The 24,972-nt window shown below is 35.3% G+C and carries 22 protein-coding genes and 3 pseudogenes; 2 read left to right on the top strand and 23 right to left on the bottom strand.

Annotated elements, in window-relative coordinates:
• Nucleotides 1-115: 115 nt before the first annotated feature.
• From IGL70_RS12940 to IGL70_RS12905, 8 genes are all read right to left on the bottom strand, one after another.
• Nucleotides 116-709, bottom strand: coding sequence for a hypothetical protein (locus IGL70_RS12940; protein ID WP_010731502.1), 594 nt, complete (start codon nucleotides 707-709; stop codon nucleotides 116-118).
• Nucleotides 710-1,042, bottom strand: coding sequence for a hypothetical protein (locus IGL70_RS12935; protein ID WP_002295656.1), 333 nt, complete (start codon nucleotides 1,040-1,042; stop codon nucleotides 710-712).
• A 51-nt stretch (nucleotides 1,043-1,093) separates the two neighbouring features.
• A complete protein-coding gene (locus IGL70_RS12930; RefSeq protein ID WP_047937784.1) occupies nucleotides 1,094-3,484 on the bottom strand; it encodes a pLS20_p028 family conjugation system transmembrane protein in 2,391 nt (796 codons plus the stop codon).
• Entirely contained in the window at nucleotides 3,481-6,090 is a 2,610-nt protein-coding gene (locus tag IGL70_RS12925; protein ID WP_096705463.1) for a VirD4-like conjugal transfer protein, CD1115 family, read from the bottom strand. Before IGL70_RS12925 ends, IGL70_RS12930 begins: the two co-directional genes overlap by 4 nt.
• On the bottom strand, nucleotides 6,090-8,144 hold the full coding sequence (locus IGL70_RS12920; protein WP_010728562.1) for a hypothetical protein: 2,055 nt from the start codon (nucleotides 8,142-8,144) through the stop codon (nucleotides 6,090-6,092). Before IGL70_RS12920 ends, IGL70_RS12925 begins: the two co-directional genes overlap by 1 nt.
• Before the next feature lie 69 nt (nucleotides 8,145-8,213).
• A complete protein-coding gene (locus IGL70_RS12915) occupies nucleotides 8,214-8,516 on the bottom strand; it encodes a TrbC/VirB2 family protein (protein ID WP_002314409.1) in 303 nt (100 codons plus the stop codon).
• A gap of 17 nt (nucleotides 8,517-8,533) precedes the next feature.
• A complete protein-coding gene (locus IGL70_RS12910; RefSeq protein ID WP_002307547.1) occupies nucleotides 8,534-8,776 on the bottom strand; it encodes a DUF5415 family protein in 243 nt (80 codons plus the stop codon).
• Nucleotides 8,773-9,231, bottom strand: a complete 459-nt coding sequence (locus IGL70_RS12905; RefSeq protein ID WP_002311541.1) for a hypothetical protein — start codon at nucleotides 9,229-9,231, stop codon at nucleotides 8,773-8,775. The genes IGL70_RS12910 and IGL70_RS12905 overlap by 4 nt, the downstream gene beginning before the upstream one ends.
• A 187-nt stretch (nucleotides 9,232-9,418) precedes the next feature.
• Here IGL70_RS12905 and IGL70_RS12900 point away from each other — a divergent pair, with 187 nt between their 5' ends.
• Both IGL70_RS12900 and IGL70_RS12895 read left to right on the top strand, forming a co-directional pair.
• Complete coding sequence (locus IGL70_RS12900) at nucleotides 9,419-9,628, top strand: hypothetical protein (RefSeq protein WP_002311538.1); 210 nt, start codon at nucleotides 9,419-9,421, stop codon at nucleotides 9,626-9,628.
• 119 nt (nucleotides 9,629-9,747) lie between these two features.
• On the top strand, nucleotides 9,748-11,799 hold the full coding sequence (locus IGL70_RS12895; protein WP_010731500.1) for a CAP domain-containing protein: 2,052 nt from the start codon (nucleotides 9,748-9,750) through the stop codon (nucleotides 11,797-11,799).
• A gap of 35 nt (nucleotides 11,800-11,834) precedes the next feature.
• On the opposite strand, the gene IGL70_RS12890 is transcribed toward IGL70_RS12895, so the two are convergent.
• The 15 genes and pseudogenes from IGL70_RS12890 to IGL70_RS12820 form a co-directional block, all read right to left on the bottom strand.
• Nucleotides 11,835-13,934 (bottom strand): isopeptide-forming domain-containing fimbrial protein, encoded by a 2,100-nt coding sequence (locus tag IGL70_RS12890; protein WP_171025420.1) that lies wholly within the window; start codon nucleotides 13,932-13,934, stop codon nucleotides 11,835-11,837.
• Between the two features lie 42 nt (nucleotides 13,935-13,976).
• Nucleotides 13,977-14,225, bottom strand: a complete 249-nt coding sequence (locus tag IGL70_RS12885) for a hypothetical protein (protein ID WP_002311534.1) — start codon at nucleotides 14,223-14,225, stop codon at nucleotides 13,977-13,979.
• Nucleotides 14,226-14,234: 9 nt separating this feature from the next.
• The gene (locus tag IGL70_RS12880; RefSeq protein ID WP_047936599.1) at nucleotides 14,235-15,062 is read right to left on the bottom strand and encodes a pilin N-terminal domain-containing protein; all 828 of its coding nucleotides are present in this window, start codon (nucleotides 15,060-15,062) and stop codon (nucleotides 14,235-14,237) included.
• Nucleotides 15,059-15,814 carry a class C sortase gene (locus IGL70_RS12875; protein WP_002311532.1) on the bottom strand — a complete coding sequence of 252 codons (756 nt, stop codon included), beginning with the start codon at nucleotides 15,812-15,814 and terminating at the stop codon, nucleotides 15,059-15,061. The genes IGL70_RS12880 and IGL70_RS12875 overlap by 4 nt, the downstream gene beginning before the upstream one ends.
• 12 nt (nucleotides 15,815-15,826) lie before the next feature.
• Nucleotides 15,827-16,192 (bottom strand): annotated as a pseudogene (locus IGL70_RS12870) (prealbumin-like fold domain-containing protein); the annotation flags it as partial.
• A 65-nt stretch (nucleotides 16,193-16,257) separates the two neighbouring features.
• Nucleotides 16,258-17,376, bottom strand: a complete 1,119-nt coding sequence (gene tnpB / locus IGL70_RS12865; protein ID WP_002311530.1) for an IS200/IS605 family element RNA-guided endonuclease TnpB — start codon at nucleotides 17,374-17,376, stop codon at nucleotides 16,258-16,260.
• 23 nt (nucleotides 17,377-17,399) lie between these two features.
• Entirely contained in the window at nucleotides 17,400-17,801 is a 402-nt protein-coding gene (tnpA, locus tag IGL70_RS12860) for an IS200/IS605 family transposase (protein ID WP_002311528.1), read from the bottom strand.
• A gap of 526 nt (nucleotides 17,802-18,327) precedes the next feature.
• Nucleotides 18,328-19,938, bottom strand: a pseudogene (locus tag IGL70_RS12855) (pilin N-terminal domain-containing protein); the annotation flags it as partial.
• 52 nt (nucleotides 19,939-19,990) lie between these two features.
• Nucleotides 19,991-20,662 carry a class A sortase gene (locus IGL70_RS12850; RefSeq protein ID WP_096705464.1) on the bottom strand — a complete coding sequence of 224 codons (672 nt, stop codon included), beginning with the start codon at nucleotides 20,660-20,662 and terminating at the stop codon, nucleotides 19,991-19,993.
• 85 nt (nucleotides 20,663-20,747) lie between these two features.
• Nucleotides 20,748-21,015, bottom strand: a pseudogene (locus IGL70_RS12845) (hypothetical protein).
• Nucleotides 21,016-21,081: 66 nt separating this feature from the next.
• Nucleotides 21,082-21,315, bottom strand: coding sequence for a hypothetical protein (locus tag IGL70_RS12840; protein WP_002311524.1), 234 nt, complete (start codon nucleotides 21,313-21,315; stop codon nucleotides 21,082-21,084).
• Between the two features lie 191 nt (nucleotides 21,316-21,506).
• On the bottom strand, nucleotides 21,507-21,797 hold the full coding sequence (locus IGL70_RS12835; protein ID WP_002311523.1) for a hypothetical protein: 291 nt from the start codon (nucleotides 21,795-21,797) through the stop codon (nucleotides 21,507-21,509).
• Between the two features lie 18 nt (nucleotides 21,798-21,815).
• Complete coding sequence (locus tag IGL70_RS12830) at nucleotides 21,816-22,157, bottom strand: DUF5406 family protein (RefSeq protein WP_096705466.1); 342 nt, start codon at nucleotides 22,155-22,157, stop codon at nucleotides 21,816-21,818.
• Between the two features lie 618 nt (nucleotides 22,158-22,775).
• Nucleotides 22,776-23,108 carry a type IV conjugative transfer system protein TraE gene (traE, locus tag IGL70_RS12825; protein ID WP_002323647.1) on the bottom strand — a complete coding sequence of 111 codons (333 nt, stop codon included), beginning with the start codon at nucleotides 23,106-23,108 and terminating at the stop codon, nucleotides 22,776-22,778.
• An 823-nt stretch (nucleotides 23,109-23,931) separates the two neighbouring features.
• Entirely contained in the window at nucleotides 23,932-24,972 is a 1,041-nt protein-coding gene (locus IGL70_RS12820; protein ID WP_002303636.1) for a replication initiator protein A, read from the bottom strand.

Genomic DNA, 24,972 nt, shown 5'->3' with positions numbered 1-24,972 from the left:
CCCTTTTCCCAACTTACCCAGGCTTAAAGTGTGAGGAAATTTTCTAGTGGTCTCTTCCTTCGGAACATCTTTTTCTAACCATATCAACAGATATTTCATTCTCTCTTCTCCATTCCTACTCATCATTCATATTATTCATTCGATAAAGAATCTTGATCAATTCTTTTTTGTAGAGTGGTTTTAACCCTAAAATGCCACTAGATCGCATTAACTGACGGTTTCTGGTTTGTAAATCCCTGATTGTCTTTCCTTCAATGATGAAAAAGAAGCTTAAGTCAGGACGTTCTTGTTCTGCTCGTTTCAATTCCTGGATTTCCTCTACTAATTTCTTTTCATATTTTCTTAATCGCTGTAGATTTCTTCCTAAGGATTGTTCCATACGATTCTTATCTAATAACTGCCGCTTTTGTACGATTTGCTCCGTTAGATCCGTTTCTGTGGTCAAACTAACTAACTTAATTGTTGGCACATACGTACGCATGACGGTGGTCAACTGATTCATTCGTTCCAGTTTCTCTTGTTCATTTAATCCCTCCACGTCAGTGGAAACTACACGATAATAACGTTGAAAATGATCTTCTTTAGTAACTAAGACCCCCTCTTCTGTACAGGATTTATAAGGAAATAAATCCAAGATCGATCGTTCTTCTGGTTTTCCAAACTGAAAAATGGATTTCTTATCAACAGAGTTTTGTCCTTTGACTCGCATTTATTCATCCTCCTTATACGTACCATGATAATTTCGGTTAGGATCTAGGGCATGGTAATGGTTCTTGTCCGTAAAAAAAATAGATTCGATAATCGCAAAAATCTGGCGTTGACCTGGGTTATTATAGGGTCGCCAAACAATCACTAGAGCTATCGCAATCCATAAGCCATAATTCAAGAGTGCAAAAAAGAGTGGTAAGTGGACAAGATTATTGACTATTTTCGCCCAAAAAAAGCAACCACCAAGCGTTAATAGATCTAAAAAGAAAAAGGCGAAAAACTTCCATTCCCCACTAAATCTTGGAGGATTTTTCATGTTAATATATTTATCCATAAATGATTTCTCCTTTTCATACATAGAAAAAAGGCCTAACTTGTAGGCCTTTTATGGTTTGATATCCTGTTTGATATCCCGCAATAGTTGTTCTTTCAATTCATTGTTCCTGTTTTTAGTTTCTCGTGTCACATTTATTTTTGTTGGTGCAGTAAATGCCACATTTGCTGGCTTGTAACCTGTGTGAACTTTTTGAATAGGTTGTGGTGCAGCTTCTCTTGTCACAACATTTTGAACGGACGCATTCCCTGTCTCCCCACTTTCAGATAAATTGTAAGAAACAGTTGTCAGATTTCCATTTTCAGGCAAACGACTTGGTTTCATTTGAACATTACCTGCAGTTGATTGGTGAACAAAGCTTTGATCATTCTCCTTGAATTGATTCAAACGACTATCTTTCATTGGTAAATTTTGTGTCTTAGGCAAACCAATTTTAGTTGATTTTTCAGTTCCAACTTCGATGCCATTATCATTTGGCAGATCGATGGAATCCTCATCCGTTTGTACTTCTTGATTTCGTTTTGGTAAATCTGAAATGCGTTTTTCGTTTTCAGAATTAATGTTAGATTTATAACGATATTGTTCTGGATCGGTCTTTGGTAACTGACCATGTTGTCCTTCTTCTGAATCTTTTTCTCCGATCGAATTTTCGTTAGAATGTAACTCATCTTGGTGATCTTTGGCTGAAGGAATCGCTGCACCTTCTTGATTTTCTTTTTCACTTGTTGTATTTGCCTTCACTGCTGCATTGACTTGTCCTTCACCATACGCATCTTTTAGTCCTTCTTTGACTTCTGAAGCTTTTTCTTTTTGTTTTTCTAGTGCTTCGGACGGATTCTTCACAGCTTCAGCCAATTCTTTGGCTCTCGTGCCGTCTAATTTTTCTTCTAAGGTGTCTTTGGCTTTTTCTGTAAGATCTTCAGCTGTTCCTTTTAACCCACGTTCATTGACGTAACCAAGACCTTCTGCGGCTTTAGAAACACCATTCTTCGCTTTCCCGAACATTTCGGAAACTGTCTTTTTACTATTAGGTACTGTTGTAGCTTTATCGTCTGGTTGTTCTTCCCCGTTATCAGGAGTACCATCTTTTCGATTGCCAAATCCATTTTTACGAATATCATTTAAATTGCTTAAACCACTCTTACCAGCACTTGCAAGGTTTTTAGCCCCACTACCCACATTTTTCGCAATATTTCCTAAGGCAAACATGCTAAGAAGAGAATTGCTGCCGTTTTTCAGACTCGTATCAACGCCGAAAATTTTCGTAACTGATTGAGAGCCTTTGAATAGCGCAATGGTTAGTACAATCAAAGCGACAACATACAAGAATCCATTGATCTTTCCTGCCGCATGCAAATCACCAATACCTGAAAGCATTAATGTATAGATTCGTAATTCTAAAATTGTAAATGCCAATAACAAGAAGGATTGAGAAATATCTTCTATAGCACTTTTCATCCGTTGTCCTGTCTCAAAGTCCGTTGACGCGGCAATCACTAAATAGAATTTTTTAAATACCAGCTCAATAATACAAGTAACAATCGTAAACAAGATAAATAAATAGGCCACCGCCAAAGAAGATTCACCAGCTAAAATAATCCCTGGACTACTAATGTATCGACGATACCCTGAAGTATAAACATATTTGGCTAAGCCTTCATCACTGATTTGCACAGGAATTTCTTTCCCATTATCGTCTAACTCTAGTCGATACTGTAATGCCTTTAACCGATCTTTTTGTACTGTACTAATATCACTTGATTCAGACATTTTCTTAGCTTGATCAGGTGTAATAATCCCATTGATATTCGCTGTTTTAAAATTTTTCGCCGTGAGAGCATTTCTTTTATCTGTTGGTATGTGTTCTACTTTGTTCGGATCATTTTCTAGTAACGTACTCACATCAATCACATTATTTTGAATAATTTGAAAAGCAGGTGAACCAGTTTTATCTGCTTTATTTGCTGCAGTCACGTCTCCGTAAAAGTTTTTACTAATATTTAGCCCTTCATCGATTAAAGAACTACCACCAAAAATCAAAATCATGGCCATAAATAGATTAACCAAGATATTTTTGATTTTTGGTGGATGTTTACTCATAAAAAATTTTAAGCCTAAATAAATTAATGTGACGACACAAAAAAGAGCCAATACCTTACTAATCAAACTTTGAAACAGTTCATTAACACCAGCGGCGTTCAATAAGTCTTTTAAATCAAAGCTTTGATAAATTGTTTTTTCTAGTAAAGTATTGAGATTATATAACCCTTTAATCAAACCCCATAAAAAAGTATTACAAATCCAACTGAATACATCTTGATACTGCAGATAATTACCATAATCTTGTAAGACTTTCGTTACGGTTTTGGGATCTGCATCCCCATCTCCAAATAAGCCTGACCACCAGTCGGCAATGCCGGAAAATATTCCTCCAATGATCATTCTTTCACCACCTTTTCAGCTTCTAGCAAAAGTCGTTTCCTTATAACCTCTGTAATTTCTTCATTTTGACGCAATTTTTCAAGGTATTCTTGCAAACGATCTATTTGCTTCTCTTCATAAAATTGAATAAGTAACTTTTGTGCCGTTGAGTTGTCTAAAGATTGAACGATTTTAATAAAAATGTTTTCTTTAGCTTCCTCTTCTATTTGATCGTGCATATTGTGATAAAGTCGACGTGCATAGATATCAGGTAGAAAATAATCGTAATCAATTTGTAAAGCCTTAAGATCTAAGTCCGCATGTGTACAATGTATGTCTATATCATTGATATCCCACGATGGATTGAAATCTTCAATATATTGATAAGCATAAGGAAGATTCGTTTCCCCATGATTAAAAATAGGATACGGCCGTATTTTATGACCTTTCAAATCTTGTCGTTTTAAAGGAGCGAGTACAATCGTTTCACCTTCTAAAAAAGTAGAAATTCTTTCAGGAGTTAAGATACGATCTGAATCAACATTGCGATTGATATGAGTATTCATACCTAATGAATTGATGGTACTGTTCTCTTGTTCAACCGTCTTATTCCCCACTTTTTTAGAAAATTCTTCGATGGTATTATCATCTGTCGACATAATATAAATATGTGTCTGACAATTTTCTTTGATAATCGCTGCGTTTTGTTCCCCATACTTCGCATAAAGTTGCTGATAGGATTGGATAAACAAATCCCACAACATGTTTCTACCAGCTGTGACTGTCATGATTCCTTCCATATTATCCATTGGTGGCATATTCCCAAATTCATCTAAAATAAAATGAATCCTACGGTGACATTTATCTCCTTTAGTCTTAACACATTGCGTAGATAATTCTTTATACAACTGACTAAGAAAAATACTAACAATGATATGGTTAGATGGATCATAATCAGGTGTGAGCATAAAAATAGCCATTGGTTTATCGGTATAGTGCATCCGAATAGACTCTACTAATAAGTTACTTTTATCCTCATCTAATGTTAGAACGGCTTCTTTTTCTAATTCTGGCAAATGGGTTTCTCCTCGTTTTTTTCGATAAACGATATTTCCCTCTTCGTCTTTCAATACTCTTTGAGAAAACTCATACCAAGCAACATATTCTTTTCCTCGATGATCATATTTTAAGCAAACATGATCTCCCTGTTCTAAATGACAATCAAAGTTAATTTCACAAAAACCTCTATAGCCTACTTTGACACGTTCCTCATGAAATTTTTTTCCTTGATGATAAAACTCTACAACAATTCGCTGGTTTAACAGACTCTCGTGTAGTTTGAGATCCAAATACTTCGGAAAACCAATGGATTTATAATCAATGGTTGATTGAGAAGTCATTTTCGCAATTTTCGTCAGTGTAAATGGATTTAGTCCTGTGATTGCTGTCGATAGAATGTTGCCTTTCGCTTTATCAGAACCAATTTTTGTTGCCCCATATTGTTTTTTTGCTATGTTTCCAGGTGGTAACTGATTCATAAATTCATCTAAAGCATTGAGCTGCTTGAATTCATTATCAGGATCTTGGTAATTAAAACCACCAATCTCAGAAAGAAGTTCGACGAGATTATTCGGTGTTAATTTGGAGTAATCCCCTGTCTGATCCGCTTGTTCCAATAACGCAAAAATAAGCGCATTGACAGCTTTTTGCGCATTTTCGTTAAAGTATTTATTGTCTGAAGCGTTGGCATCATAATAAATCGTATTCGTGAAAGTATTGGTTAACTGTGTCGCTGTGTCTATGTCTCCTCGCTTCCAGTATTTCACGATGAGTGCCAATGGATTATCACTCATTGATTGCAGTGGATCGGTGATATTAAATGCATACACATCATACCCTCTAGCTTCTAGTTCATCTTTACTAGCAACATATAATTCTGTTTTTGGATCATTAACAACCATTGAACTTTGTCTTTCTGCACGAGACAAATTGTCAATGGTTGCTAAAACTTCTATCTGTCCTTTCCCTGAACGGGAAGTACCAACAATACAAGTATTTACTGTATCCGTCTGAATATACCAGTACTTTTTATAATGAGTAATTGGTATTCCGCCATAACCAGGAAAACCTCCCTTTGATTCTGGTATTTGCGGATAAATTTGCTGGATTTCCTTTAACGTTTTTAATCGGTTATCTCCTTTTTGCCCATCTGCTAGAGGACGAAACCACATGTCCATTTTCAATCCCATAAGTACAGCTGGAACAACACAAATCGTAGAAACAACTAAACGTGTGCCTAAACTTGTTGTTGGGGTCAAAGGATTCCAAAAACCAGTTGAATCAAAATGGAATAACTGCGGCATTTCTTGTAACTGAAAAATATTCACTCCTTGTAAACTTCCTGGAATAATCTCAAATCGATGAAATGCTTCTGGTATTCTTGTAACAACATAGTTTAAAGGAAGATAAGCTAAGCCACTATAAAAAATCTTTTGAGAAATACGTTTGTCATGTTTTTCTGGTAGCTCTTCTCCTGAAGGAGTATAGCGATAGAAATGAGAAAGATACCTATTCTTTTCTAAATTGAATCGTTTGTCTTTTCGTCTCATTGTTTCTCTAACACGCATTATTTCACCTCATTTGATTCTGAACTTTCGGAAGTGTTTGATTGTACAGTTGAATCGCTTGATCCTTCTTTAGCCTTACTAGGATCACTCTCTTTGCTATTTTCCATACTTGACTCTGTTGTTGACTGATTGGTACGATTCAATAATTCTTCTAATTGTTGTTCATACTCTTTTCTTGCTTGTTCTTGGGCTTCTTCCTTGATTGACGTCGTTGTGGCCACAGAATCAGCCTGTGAAGATTGATTGATATGATTAAAAGCAAATACTGTTCCTCCACCTAGAAGCAAGCTTAAACTTGCAATACATCCCACCATCCATCCGTTAAAGGAACGCTGTGGTGAAGGAGTTAAATTTGCTTGGTTGTTCACTGGCGTTTGAACAGCAGCTACTGGTTGAGGTTGTGCTAGATAATTTAACTGTGCTTGTCGCAATGTATCCATTTGTTCTTGACGTTCCTTACGAGCAGCTGCTTCTTTTTCCTTTTCTTGCTCTAACCGTTGTTTTTCTATCGCCATTTTTTGTTCCGCAAGATCCTGTTCACGTTTTTTTAATTCTAATTGTTCGCGCTCTTTTTCTTTTTGCCGTTGTTTTTCTTCTTGTTCTTTCAATTCTCGTTGTTGAATTTCATACTCTTTTTTCCATTTTGGAATTTGTACTTGTAATTCTTGCTGGATCTGCTCGTGTTTTTCCATAAGAACTTCAGTCGTTGTTTGATATAGCTTATTCAGTTGCTCATTTAATTCTTTGCTAATCTTTAGCTTATCTGTACGCAAACCTTGATAAAATTCTTCTTTTCGTTCTCTTATACGTTCTTTTAACAAGTTTTCTTTTTCTTTCGATAACGCTTCTTGATTCGTCTGAGTAAAATTATTGATCTTTTCTACACACAAGGAATACGCATTGTCGCGTTTCTTTTCGTATCGCTCTTTAATTTTTTGTACTTCTTCTTCAATCACTCGCTGTTCTTCTTTATTTAGTTCCTCCTTTGCTTTCTCCCAATTAGACGACTGTTCCGTCGCATACTCATTAATTTCTTGATCTGTTTCTTGTTGACGTTCTTCAAAGGTGGCTAATAAATCTTCTTGTGCAAGCTCATGCCAATTTGTTGATTGGACAGACTCTAACTGTTCTAAAAGTGTGCCTTTACCCTGTGAGATTAATTCTTCTTTACTCTCTAAAAATGCTTGATAGGTTTGGGGTAATTGATATTTCGAATAAAGCCCATTTAAAAATAATTTGTTTTTTTCTTTCATCCATTCATGCTCTGGCGGATATTGATCCAAAATATAATCAAATACAGTTGCCTTTTGTATCTCTGTTTCGTTTTTCTCTACTTCTTCACTGATAAGTGGTTCAATATATTCCTGAGAATCCCCTTCAGTCCATATTGACTCTTCATTAGCTTCAACTGGATCAACTTCTACTTCGGCCGTCTCTTCATCCTCCATTGTTTCTTCAAAGGGATCTACCTCCAATTGACCCATCACATCGCTCTCTTCCTCAAATATCGATTTCTGAGTCGGAATATCAGCTTGTTCGTCAACATAGACTGTCTCTTTTTCTTTTGACTCCTTCTTTGGAAAGATTGGTCGTTCCCATGGTACTTCTTCATTTACTTCGACTTCACTCACTTGATTCACTTTTCTTTGGTCGCTCTCTAACTCTTCTTCTAAAACTTGTAAAAGTTTTTCGTTTCGATAAGACTCTTCCACACTCATAGTTTCATCCGTTTCTTTAAACACATCAAGGCGGATTAAATCCATCAATGTAGGATAGAAACCTTCTGAAATTTGATAATCCAGCGGGCCAAAAACGTATTCTGTACCAGCTTTCTCTATTTTTCCTTCTGTGTCATGTAACGTGAGAGTCAACTTAACAGAAGATCGACTTTCGTGTTCCAGTACTTTCCCTAACACATGTAGCTGTTCTTCCGTTTCAATGACAGAATATTTAATTGTTTTCGGTAAAAAAGAAGTCCGCTTTCCTACTTCCTTCGTTGCTTTTTTAATTAACTCTTTATCTGTTTTGGTATTGCCTGCAATCGTAAAGTACATGAATATTCTCCTTTCATAAAAAAGGAGTAAAAAGTATCGACTACTTCTTACTCCTACTTTTTTACTTTCTTATAATCCTTGAGGTGTTTGCCCAAATAATCCAAATAACGAAGTTATGATAGAAGCAGCCCCTAGAATAACACCTACCCCCATCAATACATAACCTACGTGCATCTTCCCGTTTTCAGCTCCTCTTCGTCCAAATAGGAAGAAAAGCCCCCCAATAACAATGGAAGCAACGGCCGCAACACCAGCAAAAATCATCAAATTGTTTTTTAAACTAGTTGCTGCAGTTTGTAATGCTCTAAAAATATCAACCGCAGCTACTACTTTCGGTTGTGTTAAAAAATTCATTGTAATTGATTCAAACATAAAATTGTTCGCTCCTTTTAGTGTTTAATAATTTCATCGAAAACAAGCTTTTCACGTTCACGTTGATAGATATATCCTTCTAAGTCCTTGTCTTTTCCCCGTAATAGGTCAAATTGTGCTTTTTCAAGGACTTCTTGTTTCCACTGTGTTTCAGATACACCGCGACGTTCTAAGATTTTAGACGCGGCTTTTTCAAATGGCGTTTTAGCTTTTGCCACTGTGATTCCTCCTTCAGGATAAATAAAAAGACTAGCAATCACTCGCTAGTCTTTTGTAACTTGTATCCAGATTTAGTACTGTATTCTTTTAATATTTCACTTTTATCTCGATGTTCTTTTTCGTTTGTTGGAATAAATTTAAACGTTTCTAAACCGTCTTTGTTATAGGGAACTATTAAGGCTGTTTTACCTATGAATAAATCTATTCCACCTGAATCGATTACCTTATATCTTTCTAATCCTTTATAGTCTTTTAGCTTCTCAACTGTTATTTGTACTTGTTCAGGATGCCAAACACTTTCGGAATATTCCCATGTTGTATCGTCTATAATTTTCAAATTATTAACAAGACCACCTACTTCTTCTTTCCAAACAGTTCCTGGTTGCAATAAACTATTATCTTCTTTAGCTTCCGATTTCTTATTACTTGAACATCCACTTAAAATAATAAAAAATATTGCAAACATAGAGACAAACCATAGTTGCTTTTTCTTCATTTTATTTCTTCTTTCGTTGTTTTATTTTAGTATATCAAATAACGAAAGTAGCAACAAACCTCATTTTGATACACGGGGAACGGATACTCATAATTTCCCACCTTTCTATAAAAACTTTCTCTCTTGATATTGTGATTTATTACAAAAAAGAGCTATAATAAAGAAAAAATCAAGAGGGAGCATTGCAATGTACGCTGATAAAAAGAAAATCGAATGGTTGCTGTTTGATAGTGGTAAATCAGTTCGTTCTATATCTATAGAATCTGGCGTACCTTTAACTACGGTCAGTGATCTCGCAAATAAGCGCTCTAGTATAGACAATATGAGATTCATCAATGCTATAAAATTAAATAAATTAGCTGAAGAAACCATTGATACTAACGCTTCAACTAAGTAACAAATTAAGAAAAGCCAGAAATACATGAGGCTTTTCTTAATTTTTTTATTGACCATATCGGTTTACCGATATATAATGATTTTGTAATCGATTTTAACTAATTTTTAGGAGTTGAAAATATGAAATTATTAAACCCAAAAACTGTTTTAGCTATTGGAACATTTGCTGCCACACTTGGTTTCGCTGGATCTGCTGATGCTGCTTCAACTAACGTCATGTATCGCCTTTATAATCCAAATAACCATGAACATTTTTACACCTCTAGCACAAAAGAACGTGATCACCTAGTGAAGATTAAGTGGGGGAATTATGAAGGCCCCGCTTGGGAAGCACCGACTAGCGGTGGTCATCTTGTCTATCGTTTATACAATAAAGGTCTTCGTGATCACCATTACACAGCTAGTTGGGATGAAGTGAAATGGTTGACTAAAAATTACGGCTGGACTTATGAAGGGCCTGCCTGGCGTTCTGCCGAAAAAAATAATAAACCGATCTACCGCCTTTTCCTTCCTGGTGTAAAATCTGGCTCACATCACTACACTGCAAGTTGGAAAGAAGTACAATGGTTAACCAAAGACTATGGCTGGAAATACGAAGGTATCGGTTGGTATGGCGCTGACACCTCTAAACCCAAAGTGAATAAATCAGCTTTAGAAGCTCTTTATACGAGCGTTAAGGGAACGAAAAAAGGTGACTATACCGACAATACCTGGAACGCATTTCAAACTGCTTTAAATAATGCTAATAAAGTGTTAAATGACTCAAAAGCGACTCAAAAACAAGTGGATAGTGCTAAAAATAATTTAGATTCTGCTTACAAGGGATTAAAGAAAAAACCAGCACCTACTGTGAATAAAGCTGAATTACAAGCTTTATACAACCGAGTAAAATCAACTGCTAAAGGAGATTTTACAGAAGAATCTTGGAATAATTTTCAGACTGCTTTATCCAATGCTAAAAAAGTACTAGACGATTCTAAGGCTTCTCAAGCCCAAGTAAATAATGCTAAAAATAGTCTAGATGCTGCATTTAAAGGGTTGCAACACAAACCTGAAACGCCATATATGGTTACCATTAACCATATTGACAATCAAACAGGTCAAGTGATTGCTACAGATCAAGCACAAGTGACTTCTGGTTCTACTTACACCGCTAAGGCAAAAGCATTTAAATATAGCGAAGGCGCTAAAGATAATTTTAGCTACAAAGTGATTGGTAATGATACTCAAAGCCAAACGATCACAGGTAATACAACAATCACCTTCAATTATAATCAAGTGCATCAAATCAATTTGTTGTGCAATAACAACTACAAAAATGAGGGGCGAGTTGATATTTTGAAAGAACAGATAATCAACGTCACTCACGGTGAAAGTGTCACTTTAACTGCTCCTGCTATTCAAGGATATGTTTTAGACGATCGGGTAGAACCAACAAATTCAGTAACCTTAAACAATGTGACTGAAAGTCAAAATTATATTTTCAACTACACTCGTAAATTTAATGTGACTGTTAATCATGTAAATGCTGATACCAACGCTGTTCTCTCTAGTGAATCAAAAACAGTATACGAAGGGGATAGCTTCTCTACTCCTTGGAAAAATATGACTGATCAAAATTATTTCTTGTGTAGAAATGACGATCCTTCCATTAGCGTAGATAAAAACGGCCAACGAGTAATCAATAATGTTGACCAAAATCGAACGATCACGTTCAAATACAAAAATATCTCATTAAGTGATTTAAACAACTATGTGCGTCAAAAAGAACTTGTATGGTTAAATAATTATCGTCAACAAAACGGTGCAGCTCCAATGCAATTTAATGATATCGTTCAACAAGCTGCTGATATACGTGCAAAAGAATTACAAGTAAGCTTCAGTCATTATCGACCTGGCGGCGGTACTTTCCAAGATCTCTTAGAAAGTTTAGGCTGCTACGGCGCTAAAGGAGAAAATATCAATAGTTTCTACCTTTACGTTGACGAGATCCTTTCAGATACGGGAGCAGTGAATGCCATGATTATGTGGAAAGATAGCGCTGCTCATAACGCAAACTTACTTTACAACAATCAAAGCATCGTTGGGTTATCTCATGCTTATGAAGTTTCTGCAGATGGATCACTTTCTTCAGACAACGTATTTATTAGTGCCAATCCAATTTTCAAATAGAAAAACAAGGCTGATTTTCAGCCTTGTTTTTTTGTTTAATTGAACTTCAGAGCCACATAACTAAGAGTAACTAACACAAGTAATACTAAGCTAACCACTAAAATTGTTACTAAATGTGTAGAACCTGTTCTAGGAACAATGACTTGTGGCAAGTTAGGATCAACACCAATTGTTACAACATTCGTTTTATTAGAAACATTCTCTACTGCTGCTACGGCTTGGTTATCAATATTTTTTTCTGACTGTAGTGGAGTTTTAGCTGTAAATATCAGTTGAATTTCTCGTCCATCTAAAAGATTTTTACTTAAGAAATCAGCGGAAGCTTCCCATTTCAGCGTTCTTAAATTGCTATCATAGGTTAGTGTACCTTCTGAAGTAATATCTTTTCCTGTACTCATATCTATCACTCGCGCAGAACCTTCTTTATACGTCAAACGAGCTTCCACTGGATCTTGAATACTAAATTGCTTGTAATGATCTGACGCAATGTCTACACCTTTTGTATGCCATTTTTGTGTGACTAGATATTGTACTTCAGATCCTGCATTTAAAGGAGCTGTAGGCGTTCCTTTTTTACCATCATTTCGACCATCAACATCTTTCCCATCTTGTTCCACTTTTTTATTTGGTTTAAGAGAGAAATAGTTTTCTACTGTATTTGTTTTTTGTGTTCCTTTGTTCGGATCATTGTTAAACGTTACAGTAGCCACATTTGGTGCAATTCCTTTTGCATCATTTTTTGCTTTCATATGGAGCTGCAAAATATAATCCCTACCGTAATTTGCAGCGTTATCTAAAAAGCTGTCAGAAGCAGTATAAGTGACTGTATTACCTGATACAGTTAATTTTCCTCCTGTATCAGCTTTTTTCCAAGTCCCATTCGCTTCAACATACCACAATGCGCCATCATAGTTTTTCCCATCCGATACCATATCAAAATTTTTGCTGTCAAAGGTATCAGTGATTTTAAATGATTTGTATTTGTTCATTGTGTTGACTGTTAATGCATCAAACTTTTGGTGAATATGATAGTAAACATCTGATCCTTGTGGAATCACTTTTTTGTCAATATTGTGTGCTGCCTCTTCAGTATTAGCTTTGTTAAACACTTCTTTTGTAGGCTTCGATGGTTGTGGTGTCCATAGCAATGCAGTATCAAAGCTAAACATCATACTATTCGTATTTGCGCCAATCATGAATGTTGGGGAAGCGCCTTGAAGCGTATACGTTACACCACTTCTGTGATAAGTATCAGCTCCTACAACATCGGTGAAATGATCATTCGAGCTATAAGCCTTTTCTGCACGTCCTCCCACTACTTTTGAAGTTAAATTGTTTGTTGATAACGCAGGAGCTTTGTATTCTGCACATGCTGTATCTGTTGTGACAAAATAAGGTAAGCTACCCATTTTTTCATACCCAACAAATTCTCTCATATCAATATTACGTTCACCGACAGATTCATTATTGTCATTATACCAAGACACACGTTGCTGATACTGTCCATTTAAACTGTAAATAGATAGAAATGTATCATTCAACTCAATACCAGCTGCTCTCATCGATCTCATTTTTGAATTAATTTCTGGCTGTGGTTCACTCAAAGCTACTTTTGTTTTTGATCCTGAATACTTAAAATCTAGTTTTACATTCATAACGTTGATTGACTGCATGAAAAAGCCTCGATAAATGTTTTTATCAAAGAGCAAATAATTATAATACTTTTTCCCATTAATTGTTTTAGCTAATCCGTCTTGGTTAACCCCAGCGTGCGCTACAAAATTAGAAAAAGTTACGTCGCAATCAATTTCTTTTCCTAGATAAGTGCCCACCTTTTGATAATGGGCAACAATTTTTGACGTGCTTTTCAAATCTTTGACTTTTGGCCAAGCAAGTACTTTTTGTTTTTTAGTTGAATACTCATCTAGTATCTTAAATCCATTGATCCCAGTTACTTCGATATTTCTCAATGAATCACTATCATGATAAAGTACCAGATTATTATTTTCTCTGATTTGACTCGGATCAACTTTTTCTAAGGCCTGGACTGCAGTTCCCCTTGCAAAAAGAAGAAGGAACAAAAACAACACTAAAGTAAATACTCTTCCCGTAGTGCAATGAATTTTATTTTCCATAATGCCCTCCATCTATTATTTTGTTAAACGATTGTAAGCTTCTCATTCTTTTTTTCCTAATACCCACGTTACCAATCCTGCAAGAAGAAACAAACTAGCCATAAAAATTGGATTGATTAAGAGCATGTTAATCACTTCTAGTGGCATGGAAGCATGCTGGATATTTAGAAAATGAACGAACAATCGTTGATATCTTGGATAAATTGATAATTGAGAAAAAACTAAACCGCAACACAATATTGTTGCGGCTAAAAAAGATAGATTAAAAGCTAACATTTTTATTATTTTCATCATTTCATCCTAATCGTTAAAAAATAAATGAGTGAAAAAATCCCAACAATTATCAAAAAAGTTTTTCTTTACACCAGTTGATACAACTTTTTTAATTTCTTCTTTCGGCTCTGATTTCTTTGATTTAGGATATAACCAAACATCCGTCAAAAATTCACCCTTTTCATCTGAAATAGGTGTCAATAAAATAATATCTTCGCTATTTGAAATGTTTTCAGGGCTTGATTCATTGACGATATAGTATGCTTGTTTTTTGTTTGCAGGTACTTCAATTGAAAAATCAATCACACCTTCCTGATCATCAATTGTTTTGGTTTCTCCTTCAGTCACTTTTTTCAACTGGTCGTATGAAAGTTTTTTTGCTCGATCTTTCAATTTTGACTCAATTATTTCTACCGATTGATTTTTCTCATTATCATCTTGTGTCATTTCTTCTAAGATATTCGTGATATCGTAGACAATAAACTTTGCGCCATTGACACCTTCTTGCTGAGCTACTTGCCTTCCTTGATTGTTGATTCGATTCGAAGAAATAATTTTTTGAATATGAATGTTTTGCTTGATTACTTGCGTATCTTCTACTTCTTGCAGTTTTTCTGAAGTCTCTGAAGAACTTTCTGACGTTGATTCCGCTGATTCAGTAGAACTCGTACTTGAATCTGCCGTTTCTTCTGCAGTGTTCTTCGAACTGTCCGTGTCGCTTGTTGCAGTTGTTGAACTATCTGTTGTCTGACTGGTAGTTGGAGTGGTACTGCTATCAGCAAAAGATATCTGTGAGTAAGCTGCAGTTGCAAAGAGAGCTGCTACACAAACAAACAGCCATTTTCTCTTATTCATTCCGATCTCCTCCTTATTTTTTTTATAAATAAAAATAATAGGAACGCAAAAAAAGCGAATAGCAGTGCTAATCGCCAATCCAATGAAATTGATTTCCTATTTTTTGCTTTTTTCTGTAGTTTTAAATCTTCTTTACTGAATGAAACTCGTTCACCATACACTAAAAAGCGGTGTGAGTTGACACCTTTTGGCGTGCAGGTCATTAACGTAATCCTATCTTGGTCTTTTTCAGGCATGAGATAATCTAAATAATTCTTTTGTAATTCTTCTGCTTTAACTTCTTCAATTCGATAAATTTGATAGGCATGTTGTTCTTCATTTACCTTAATAAAGAATTTTTGCCCTTTTTTTACTGAAGGCAAATCATCGAAAAGATTATCTTTATAAAGTCCACTGTGCCCTGCGATTAAAGGATTTTTACCGTTTCCTCCTGTAATATCGCCAGTTCCTTCCGTAATCCCTACACCATTCTCTAAAATTTTTTCGGAAGTTCCATCATAAATTGGTAGTTTTAAAGAAATACTTGGAATTGTAAGAACACCAACAGGATCGCCTAACTCTATTTTCGCAACATCCAAAGAAGAATCTGTTTTTTCAAGATTTTCAATGGCTAAAATTCTTTGCTTTTGTTGAAATTTAGCTACATTTGTTTCCACAACTGGAATTAAATAGACTGCTACTGCCGACAGCAACCAAAAAAATATCATCAGTTTGTGCATGACTCTTCTTTTTGGGGGCTTACGAATAATCATTAGCTGATCCTTCTAGGCTTTCTTCTTAAAGTAAACAACTGCAGAAAGTGCCCCTGCCCCTAGCAACAAGCAAGAGATCAATACATACGTTTGGAAACCATTACTACCTGTTAATGGAATAGCTGCTTTTTGATTATTTTTAACAGTGATTCGATTTTCCTCTTTAAATGAGTTTTTGTTTACTTTAAATGCAATATCTTCTGTTAATTTTTGGTAACCAGTTGGTGCTTTTGTTTCTTCCAATGAATATTCACCTTCAGTTAAACCAGTGATTTCAAAGCGCCCTTCTTTATCTGATTTTAGGATCGCTGCATTTGCTACATTGTCTACCCATACTGCTTCTTTGACACCGTCTTTATCCGTATCAACTAATCCACCCTGACACTCCACACGACTAAAGTCATGGGGTTCTTAGGTAATACACCCAAACGGGCGCAAATTTACTAAGCTATCCCCGAAAGTCCTTCGGTTCTAATGTTTATACTAGCGTTGATATCTCTGTCATGATTTGTTCCGCAATTGCTACAAGTCCATTCTCTAATATCTAACTCTTTCTTACCGTCATTATGACCACAAGAAGAACATATTTGCGAGCTAGGGTAAAAACGGTCGATTTTTACTAACGTTCGACCTTTCCATTCACACTTGTATGTTAATTGCCTTACAAATTCACTCCAAGATACGTCTGCTATTGATTTAGCTAATTTATGATTTCTAACCATGCCTGTTACATTCAAGTCCTCAATACAAATGATTTGGTTCTCATCAGTTATACGAGAAGACAGTTTGTGTAAAAAGTCATTTCGTTGGTTAAAAATCTTTTCATGGATACGTGCCACTTTCACTCTTTGCTTTTGGTAGTTTTTGCACTCTTCTAATTTACGATTATGCTTCTTTGCTACTTCTAAGCGTCTTGAAAGTTTACGTTGCTCTACCACTAAGCGTTTTTCTAATGATCGATAGAATCTCTCGTTTCCTATCTTCTCACCTGCGGAAGTTATGCAGAAATGAGTAAGACCCAAATCTAAACCAATGGATTCCGTCACAGGATCTTTTTGGAAGTTTTCAATATCGACTAAAAAAGTTGCAAAATATTTTTCTGTTTTTGACTGGCTGATTGTCACATTCATTAATTTACCATTGAAACGCAACGTTTCAGCCATTTTTACCCAGCCAACCTTGGATACATAAAAGTAGTTTCTATTCACCTTTATACCCATAGCTGTTCGATAGGACTTTTTGGAATACTTCTTACTTTTGAATTTAGGAAATCCAAAAGTAGAGTTGAACGTATTTTTAAATGCTTTATTTAGATCCATGGCTACTTGGCTAAGTGGTTGAGCTTCAACTTCTTTTAGCCAAGCGTATTCTTCCATTTTTTTCAATGAAGCATACGTTGTCTTATCTTCTTTGTAATCGGCATTTTCTTTTTTCTTCTTGTAATTCGTTATTCGTTGATCTAGTAGAAAGTTCCAATAGAAACGAACGCATCCGAATGTTTTTTGAAATTGAATTTCTTGCCGACAGTTGGGGTAAATCCTGATTTTATGAGCCTTTTTCATTTCTGCACACCTCCTTAACGCAATCAATATCTTGTTCTTTGGTTCTCAACATATCGCTTGATAATTTCGCTAGATACATTTCCTGCGGTTGAAACAAAGTATGAACGTGTCCAAACACTTGGCATTTTACTTAAGTGTTCAAACTCTTGCCGGATTATGCTAGATGTCTTACCTTTTATTATCTTCATGATTTTAGAAGGAGAATACGTAGGCTGAACATTTATTAATAAATGACAATGATCTTTATCTGTTTCTATTGCAATGATGTTCCACTCGTTTTCCTTTGCTATTTCTTGAACGAGTGCTTTAAATCTAGCATCTACTTCAGAATTAACGAATATTTTCCGACGATACCTTGGGCAAAAAACAAAGTGGTAATTGACTAACGATACAGTTGTCTTTGAGTATCTGTATTCGTTATCCATACCTTAATTTTAGGTTAAGCCATGTACTAAATCAATGTTAATATACACAAAAGAATGAAGAATTTTTTATGTGGAGTTTGTTCACATAGGTTCGCTACTTCCTATGCAGTTCTCTGATGAACTTCTGACACTTTCGTGCCAGCACAGACTATATCTTATCCGTTGGCTTTACCCAGTACGGCGAAACCACTTCCACACGCTTGTGTGTACTTCCCTCAAGAGGAATAGTCGTTGAACGTTACTCTGTTCGAGTCTTCGCTGCAGATTGCCCATTGTCGCAACACTTAGGATTTAACCATATGCTATCGAGTAAATTTTTTCTGCTTTCGCCACGGTCACGTTTGCCTATTTCAAGACTACGTTGTCGTTTTACTCGCTTTAGGGGTTCCCCGCAATTCAGTTTCTTTGTTGGGATATACGAGATTTTATATATTCCACTAAGCACAAGTTTCCCTATGCTCTTACAGTACAGTGCGGGCTATCATCCACACGGTTAAAACCGTGGGTTTTCTCGCCCGCAAAAGCTATAATATTTTCCTTCTGCGTTTTTAGCAGCAAATTCTGCGCCTTCAAGCGGTGTTGCTTTGATTCCTGTTCCAAATAGTCCGCCATCAGCTTTTAAGAATTTTGCGCCATAAGTTACAGCGTCGGCTTTCGTTTTTTCATGGTGTTCTTCCTGATTGAATGGATTGTTGCTATAGACGAAATCCACGCTATTTGTTAATGGATTTGCGATTTCAGCACTATCATTCACAAACATGTTATAAGTCATTTTTAGATCTTGACCATGTAAATTCGCAACTGTATCACTTACTTGTCCATTATTTACGATAAAATCGATCACAAAACCACTATCAGAATTTTCGATTTTATAGTCAGTATTTTCTTTTAATACGACTGAACCATCATTATTTGTGACTTTGATATTTGCTTTTTCAGCGACATAAGAAAGTCCTTGTCCTGCTGTATCCCCCCATTTAAATACACTGTAAGGAGAAGTTTCGCTTTTCACTCCGTTTACTGTGATACCGTCTGCTCCGCCTGCAATGTCTGTTGGGATATGAATCGTTCCTTGATAATTTACTGCGTCACCAATTTGGAAAGAATGTTCTTGTCCTGTTCCATTTGTTACTGTTTTATCGATCACTGGTGCTTTATAGTTTACGTATGAAGCTTTTAAGTCACTTGTCACGCCATCATTCGTAATTTCAAAGGTTAATTTATTGTGCGCATCGTTGCGAGCGTCTGCGCCTAATAAATATTGATCTGCTGTTGGTTCTTTATCTGATCCCACTACAACTTCTGAAGGAACTTCCACAAAATAGTATTTTCCTAACGTCAAATCAGTAGCAGTCAGCTTTCCTTGATCATCCGATACAAGATCTCCTAATTTTGTTCCTTTTCCAGGTTCGCCCTTGTATAACTCAAATTTTGCCCCTTTTAAAGGTGTTTGTTTGCTTTGAGCTGTGCCATCGTCACCAAATTTCGTTAATTCAAAACTCAACTTAGAAACAATATTTTTAGGATATAAGTGAATGTCTTTTAAAAAACCTGAACCTGTATTATCAGTCATTGGCGCAATCACAACCATTGGTTTTGCTTTTTGTGTGACTAATCCAGCAGCGGATTTACTTTCATAAACCACATATACATTCCCTTTGGAATTGACATAGGCTGGTTGATCAGCAAAAGTGATCTCACCATTTTCATCTACAGCTGAAGTAATTTTATTGGTTGCATTCTTAACGTACTCACTGTTAGATCCCTTGTCTTCTACATCTTTAACGATTTCGTCCACCTTCGCGTTGGTTAGATCAGAATCTCCCCTCGGTAATACTTGATCCGTAATATTTCCTAACGTAAACTCAACATCACCATAATCTGCCTTGTTGTATTTCGTTACACCTGTAGGATATTGATCGTGCGTATAACCATCGTTTTTGATCCCGTCAATATCAACATTCAATTGCGTTCCTTGATCGTACATTAATTTATGAACCGTGATATTGACCTTCTCTGGTGGCGTTTTTTGCGTGACATCTTCTGCATATGCTTGATACCCCTGAAAGCAGCTTGCAATGATTCCTAACATTCCAACAAGCATTCCAGCTTTTTTTACATACCGATTTATTGCCATTTTTTTATCTCCTCATTTCATATTTCAACGACTCGCGTTGATTAAAACCTTGTTATTGTAGCTCTCCCTGTACCACGTATCTTTCTTTTCCTTGTGACGTATAAACACAAGTAAACAACGTTAATAAGGGTTTCTCTCCTTTCTTTGGCAAAGACAAGAAAGAGTTCTCTTCAGGAACGCCATCGATTAATTTAAAGTACTCAGGTACGATAAATTTACGCGTTACCTTGTAACGATAGACGCCATCGTTACTAACTAAGTCCATCACCTCCCCTAATGACAACTTTTGAATATCAGAAAATAAAACACCTGGCATTTCCATGTTATGACCTGCTAGGACATAGTTTCCTTTGCCCATTTCGGCATCTTCATAAAAATAAGTAGCCGTTCCAAGACTCAAAGTGTATTGATTTGCCCCTTTAAAAATTGGCAATGCTAAACCAAGTGCAGGAATCTGAATTTGTGCAAATACTTGTTTATTGACGCCCATTTCGATTGCTTCTTTTTGTATGGACAACATTTGACCCAAAGACATATCATTATTGACGTTCGTTGCATCCTCCTTGTAACTCTTTGCGTGTGCATTGATTTGATCTACGGGCATCTTTTTTTCTATATTTTGCTTAAACACCTCTCCTTCATGTTTTTGGTAGCTAACATAGCCAAACACACTGCAAAAGACGATTAAAGCGACTCCTAAAAAACCAAATGACCATTTTTTCATCCATCTGCCTCCTTTCAGACAAAACAAAAAAACTTTTTCTCATTTCCATAGAAAAAGTTTTAAAAATGAATTCTATTAATGAATGTCATGAGACTTCTAACAATAGTTGACAATTAGAACTTTTTTTCACATAAGTTCGTCTCAACTGTTCAAAGTTTTTCATTGAACCTAACAAACAAGCTTTCTCTTTTCCTGTTAACTGCATATCATTGATATATTGCGCGACAGATAATCTTTTAAGGTGTTTTTGTTTCATTGTTTTTGTTTCATTGTTTTTGTTTCATTGTTTTTAGTAACTTTTCTTCCATTTCTTTCGACACTTTTTTTCTATTTTCGATTTCTTTACAATTCATGAGTTTTCCTTCCTTTCATTATTTTTATCAAAATAAAAAAGCCTATGTACGCCATACGCTTTGGTCTTACTTCTTCAATTTTTTTCGTCTAATAACTGGACGTGCTGGTTTTAAATCTTTTATTCCGTTATGCTCTCTCCAATAGTCGAATTCTTTTCGTAATCTTTCTTTTTCCATATCTGTTCCTTTAGATAGGGCTTTGAATACATCTTTAGGTGAATAACCACGAGCTAACAGCTGTACATACCTTCCTTTTGTCAAAGTATCCATATCCATCGCATCTAAAACTGGTCGCGCCATCTAATTTTCCTCCTAAATAAATTCCTTACTCAATGCCTAAGGTAATACTACCTTTTTATTAATCGCCGTGATTCCTTCTAATCCTTTATCTGTAAAATCTAATTTGTATGGTTATTTTCCTAAGTAATTGGTCTGAGAATCATTACCTAATTTCTTTTTACTTTGAAAAAAATTATAGAATCTTGGATCTATTAAACCAATGTAGAATCAATGCTTAATACACAAGATTTTTGTTCATCAATAATTGTAAAAATGTCTTTTGTAGCTTCCTCCATACCGATTGGTTGTAACGTTTCTTCACTAATTTTTTTCGCATCCTCTTGAATTGCTTCATTTCGATTTAACTCATGCAAACATCGAATAAATTCTTCACGATTTTCGATATCTGTTACTACTTGTTCATACAATTCTGCACATTCTTCTTCATTCTTTGCTGCGATTAACGCATAATAGTATGGTGATTTTACTTCGAAAAATTTCATAATTTATTCCTCCAGTTTTTATTCTTCTTTATCCGCTACAAATTCAATGATTTCAACGCTGACAATATAATCACTCAAATATGACCAAGTATCTTCAACAGATAATTCGTCTCCATTACCATTCATAAGCGTCATTTTAAACCATTCATTACCTTCATCATCTTCAGGTAGCAAGCCGAATCCAATTGGATTATCAGTCAATGTTTGATCGTATAAATCATCCTCGTCTAATGCTAAAACATCTAATCCTTTACAATTTCCGCCCCTTCTAAACGTCACAAATCCTTTGTAATCCCAACGTTGGAAAGAAACCTTAATAGTATGTGTGCCCAATCGTATATTCGGATCATAATTTTTCATTTGTCATTCCTCCATTACGTAAATTTCATTTTCTCTATGTTTTATATCAATTTTTTCACTTTATTCAGGACTTGTTCATATTTTATCGTTTTTCGTTTACTTAAAAATACATAAAAAATTTCGACTCGTTTATGGCGTCCGAAACGAGAAACCCTAGTAGACAGCGGTAAATGCTCGATTGATCCAATAATCAACGTCCTCGCAAGTATCTACATGTACTGCAGCACACGACACAATTTCTTGTGCGTCCTCCCCATTACGAGAAGACCTACTCCTTATTCCATGAGTTTGCGTCAAAGTCTAGATCCCTTAGTAGCTGCTCATGATTAATCTAGACGCTATTCTAACTTGTCTAACTTCTAAATTCCCTCTTGTTTACTCTGCGCTTATTATTTACACAAATTCATTTCACCACTATCCAAACAAGCGCATTTACTCGATTGACCAATTTTTTACGTTACCAATCGTTAAAACCTACCCCGTCACTCCCCGAAGGGAATTGTTGATAGATCAAGTCTACTCCTTATTTTTCTAGTGACTCTAAGTTCCTTTAGAAGTCTCGACAATATTTTCAAGCAAGCGAAAAACGATAAAATACAAGTTATGAGAATGATCAATTCAGCCGATCAAACGCCCCATCCCTTTTGCGGTACAACGCAAGACTCCATTTTTTCTTCGACCAATCAGTACACCGTTTTGGTCATAAACATGTTTGATTGTTGGATATAGCTCTTTTAAGGGGATAGGATCTTTTAAAATTATTTGCTTTTGTTTCCCAATGTAATAAATCATTTCCTCTGAGACTTTGTCTTTCTGGATTATATATTTCTTACACTGCACAACGGTTTTACTTTGGCCAGTTGATAGTTTCTTCGTGATTTTCTCTGTAGCGGTACACCGTTTACCGTAGTGACAAATATCTTTGAGACTCAAAATTCCTGTATATGACATAAAATAAACCACCCAATTTCTTTAAATATTTTTAACAAGTTTTTCTTGTTATTTTTCAAAAATAGAGAATTGATTTTCGTTCATGACAAACAAAAAAGAGGGAACGCATCCAAACATGCGTTCCCTCTAATTTCAGCGTTCGTCATACGGCAAAGAGCCACACGGACATTTTTATAACATTGTGCTTAGGCATAGATTCATCGTAATATCACGTATTTTTAACCTTAACACAGCCAAAAAAAGTGGTATCACTTTTGAATATCTGTTATACTAAATCCATTGCGGGTAATACCGTAACACTGAAAGGTTAACGCATTAAGGGCCAAATCTTAATGCCGTGTATGAACGCTGACGAAGGTTACCAGCCTTCCGAGTTCATACCGCCTTTCTTTTTTTTGTATTTTCAATTGTCCAAATTTATCATCCAAAAGTGCAGAACGAAAATCAATTCATCACAAGCATAGCAGACAATTAAATTTATACAAAAAATGTAAGCGAATAATATTCGTATTGCCTGAAAAGAAGTAATATCAAGATTTTTAGCTTGTTTAAATAATGAAATTATCTCTCTTCGCGTATTATTATAACTCAAAAAAAAGGAGTATGCAAACATACGTTCCCTTTTCTATATTTGAAATTAATTATTTCTTTTAACACTTATGACGTAAAAGGCTACGTTTGTGATTTTTATCATAATATTTTAACTTATAAATTCTATTAAAATAGCTATTATTTTGTAATATTCGTAATATAATTAGAATAATAAAAAATTTTTAATTTTAATGTTACTCCATGAAGCAACAATCACTTTGTCAGTAAAGTTTCACTCTAACCAGTCTTTCGTAATAGTGCTTGGGGAGCTTTCATAATTCAAACGTTTTTCACTTGATACTTTAGCAGCTATTGGTTTTTCGATAAACCAATTTTTTACATAGACAAAAATCAGGTTCTGGATATTTTCGACTTTTTCGGTTTTTAATTTTTGATAGGCTTTTAACAGTGTCGTGTATAATTCTTGTTCTGCATTGACATAATAACTATCGAGTTCTTCAAAAACTATCGAAATACCACTTTCTATTTCAGCTTTTTTCTTTGCATTATGAATAGTCTGGACGGTTTTTTGAGCTTCACTGTAACTTGAAGAAAATGTTTTTATCAAATTTAATACTCGTTCAGGGACAAACGTAGCAATGCTGTCGTTTGTCATAATTGTCTCAAAATTGTCTAACAACAATTGATCTTGTAGGCGGTCTTTTTCAGTGTCTATATTGTGTCTATTAGTGTCTAATATATTATTATTAAGTTCTGGTATGATTTTCATACCCTCTGATTTATCAACGTTTTGGCACGGTATGATTTTCATACCCTCTTGAGCCCCAAGGGATTCAGCGTCTGATTTTTCGTCGAGGGTGGGTATGATTTTCATACCCTCTGATTTATCAACGTTTTCCCTATTCTCTCTATCAAATTTTTCGAGTAAGTAGATATCATTTTCTGAGACTTTTAATTCTGCTAGATATAGTCTATTAGGATTATTTTTCCCTAACTGTTTGTTAAATCCCATCTGCTTTTGTAATAATAAACCAAAGGATTCCAACTCTTTTTTGATTGCTATCGCTTTTTGTTTTTGGCAGTTTAATACTCTACATAGTTCATTTGTCGTATAAGTAAAATAAACATTACCTTCTTCATCGATTTGCCGTTTGCTGATTGCGATCTCTAATCTTGCTTTTAAAAGCATATAGGCAATCTTAGTTGAATCTTTCATTTTTTTGTATTCGTCAGAAACAATAAAGACTTTTGGAAATTGATAAAATAATTCGTTGTAAACTCTATCCGCCTTAAAAAATTTAAAATCAGTCAT

It is taken from the genome of Enterococcus sp. DIV0901a (assembly GCF_051711525.1).
Taxonomy (GTDB): Bacteria; Bacillota; Bacilli; order Lactobacillales; family Enterococcaceae; genus Enterococcus_B; species Enterococcus_B faecium.
The sequence above is the reverse complement of the archived record's forward strand: the minus strand, read 5'-3'. Positions and strand labels throughout refer to the sequence as shown.

Bases quoted from the DNA above. Each gene is read 5' to 3' on its own strand.
- IGL70_RS12895 (WP_010731500.1), top strand. From the start codon at position 9,748: ATGAAATTATTAAACCCAAAAACTGTTTTAGCTATTGGAACATTTGCT.
- IGL70_RS12820 (WP_002303636.1), bottom strand. From the start codon at position 24,972: ATGACTGATTTTAAATTTTTTAAGGCGGATAGAGTTTACAACGAATTA.
- IGL70_RS12880 (WP_047936599.1), bottom strand. From the start codon at position 15,062: ATGAATAAGAGAAAATGGCTGTTTGTTTGTGTAGCAGCTCTCTTTGCA.
- IGL70_RS12885 (WP_002311534.1), bottom strand. From the start codon at position 14,225: ATGAAAATAATAAAAATGTTAGCTTTTAATCTATCTTTTTTAGCCGCA.
- traE (WP_002323647.1), bottom strand. From the start codon at position 23,108: ATGTCATATACAGGAATTTTGAGTCTCAAAGATATTTGTCACTACGGT.
- IGL70_RS12835 (WP_002311523.1), bottom strand. From the start codon at position 21,797: ATGAAATTTTTCGAAGTAAAATCACCATACTATTATGCGTTAATCGCA.
- tnpA (WP_002311528.1), bottom strand. From the start codon at position 17,801: ATGGATAACGAATACAGATACTCAAAGACAACTGTATCGTTAGTCAAT.
- IGL70_RS12920 (WP_010728562.1), bottom strand. From the start codon at position 8,144: ATGTACTTTACGATTGCAGGCAATACCAAAACAGATAAAGAGTTAATT.
- IGL70_RS12935 (WP_002295656.1), bottom strand. From the start codon at position 1,042: ATGGATAAATATATTAACATGAAAAATCCTCCAAGATTTAGTGGGGAA.
- IGL70_RS12900 (WP_002311538.1), top strand. From the start codon at position 9,419: ATGTACGCTGATAAAAAGAAAATCGAATGGTTGCTGTTTGATAGTGGT.
- IGL70_RS12850 (WP_096705464.1), bottom strand. From the start codon at position 20,662: ATGAAAAAATGGTCATTTGGTTTTTTAGGAGTCGCTTTAATCGTCTTT.
- IGL70_RS12905 (WP_002311541.1), bottom strand. From the start codon at position 9,231: ATGAAGAAAAAGCAACTATGGTTTGTCTCTATGTTTGCAATATTTTTT.
- IGL70_RS12875 (WP_002311532.1), bottom strand. From the start codon at position 15,814: ATGATTATTCGTAAGCCCCCAAAAAGAAGAGTCATGCACAAACTGATG.
- IGL70_RS12940 (WP_010731502.1), bottom strand. From the start codon at position 709: ATGCGAGTCAAAGGACAAAACTCTGTTGATAAGAAATCCATTTTTCAG.
- IGL70_RS12830 (WP_096705466.1), bottom strand. From the start codon at position 22,157: ATGAAAAATTATGATCCGAATATACGATTGGGCACACATACTATTAAG.
- IGL70_RS12840 (WP_002311524.1), bottom strand. From the start codon at position 21,315: ATGGCGCGACCAGTTTTAGATGCGATGGATATGGATACTTTGACAAAA.
- IGL70_RS12925 (WP_096705463.1), bottom strand. From the start codon at position 6,090: ATGCGTGTTAGAGAAACAATGAGACGAAAAGACAAACGATTCAATTTA.
- IGL70_RS12890 (WP_171025420.1), bottom strand. From the start codon at position 13,934: ATGGAAAATAAAATTCATTGCACTACGGGAAGAGTATTTACTTTAGTG.
- IGL70_RS12915 (WP_002314409.1), bottom strand. From the start codon at position 8,516: ATGTTTGAATCAATTACAATGAATTTTTTAACACAACCGAAAGTAGTA.
- tnpB (WP_002311530.1), bottom strand. From the start codon at position 17,376: ATGAAAAAGGCTCATAAAATCAGGATTTACCCCAACTGTCGGCAAGAA.
- IGL70_RS12930 (WP_047937784.1), bottom strand. From the start codon at position 3,484: ATGATCATTGGAGGAATATTTTCCGGCATTGCCGACTGGTGGTCAGGC.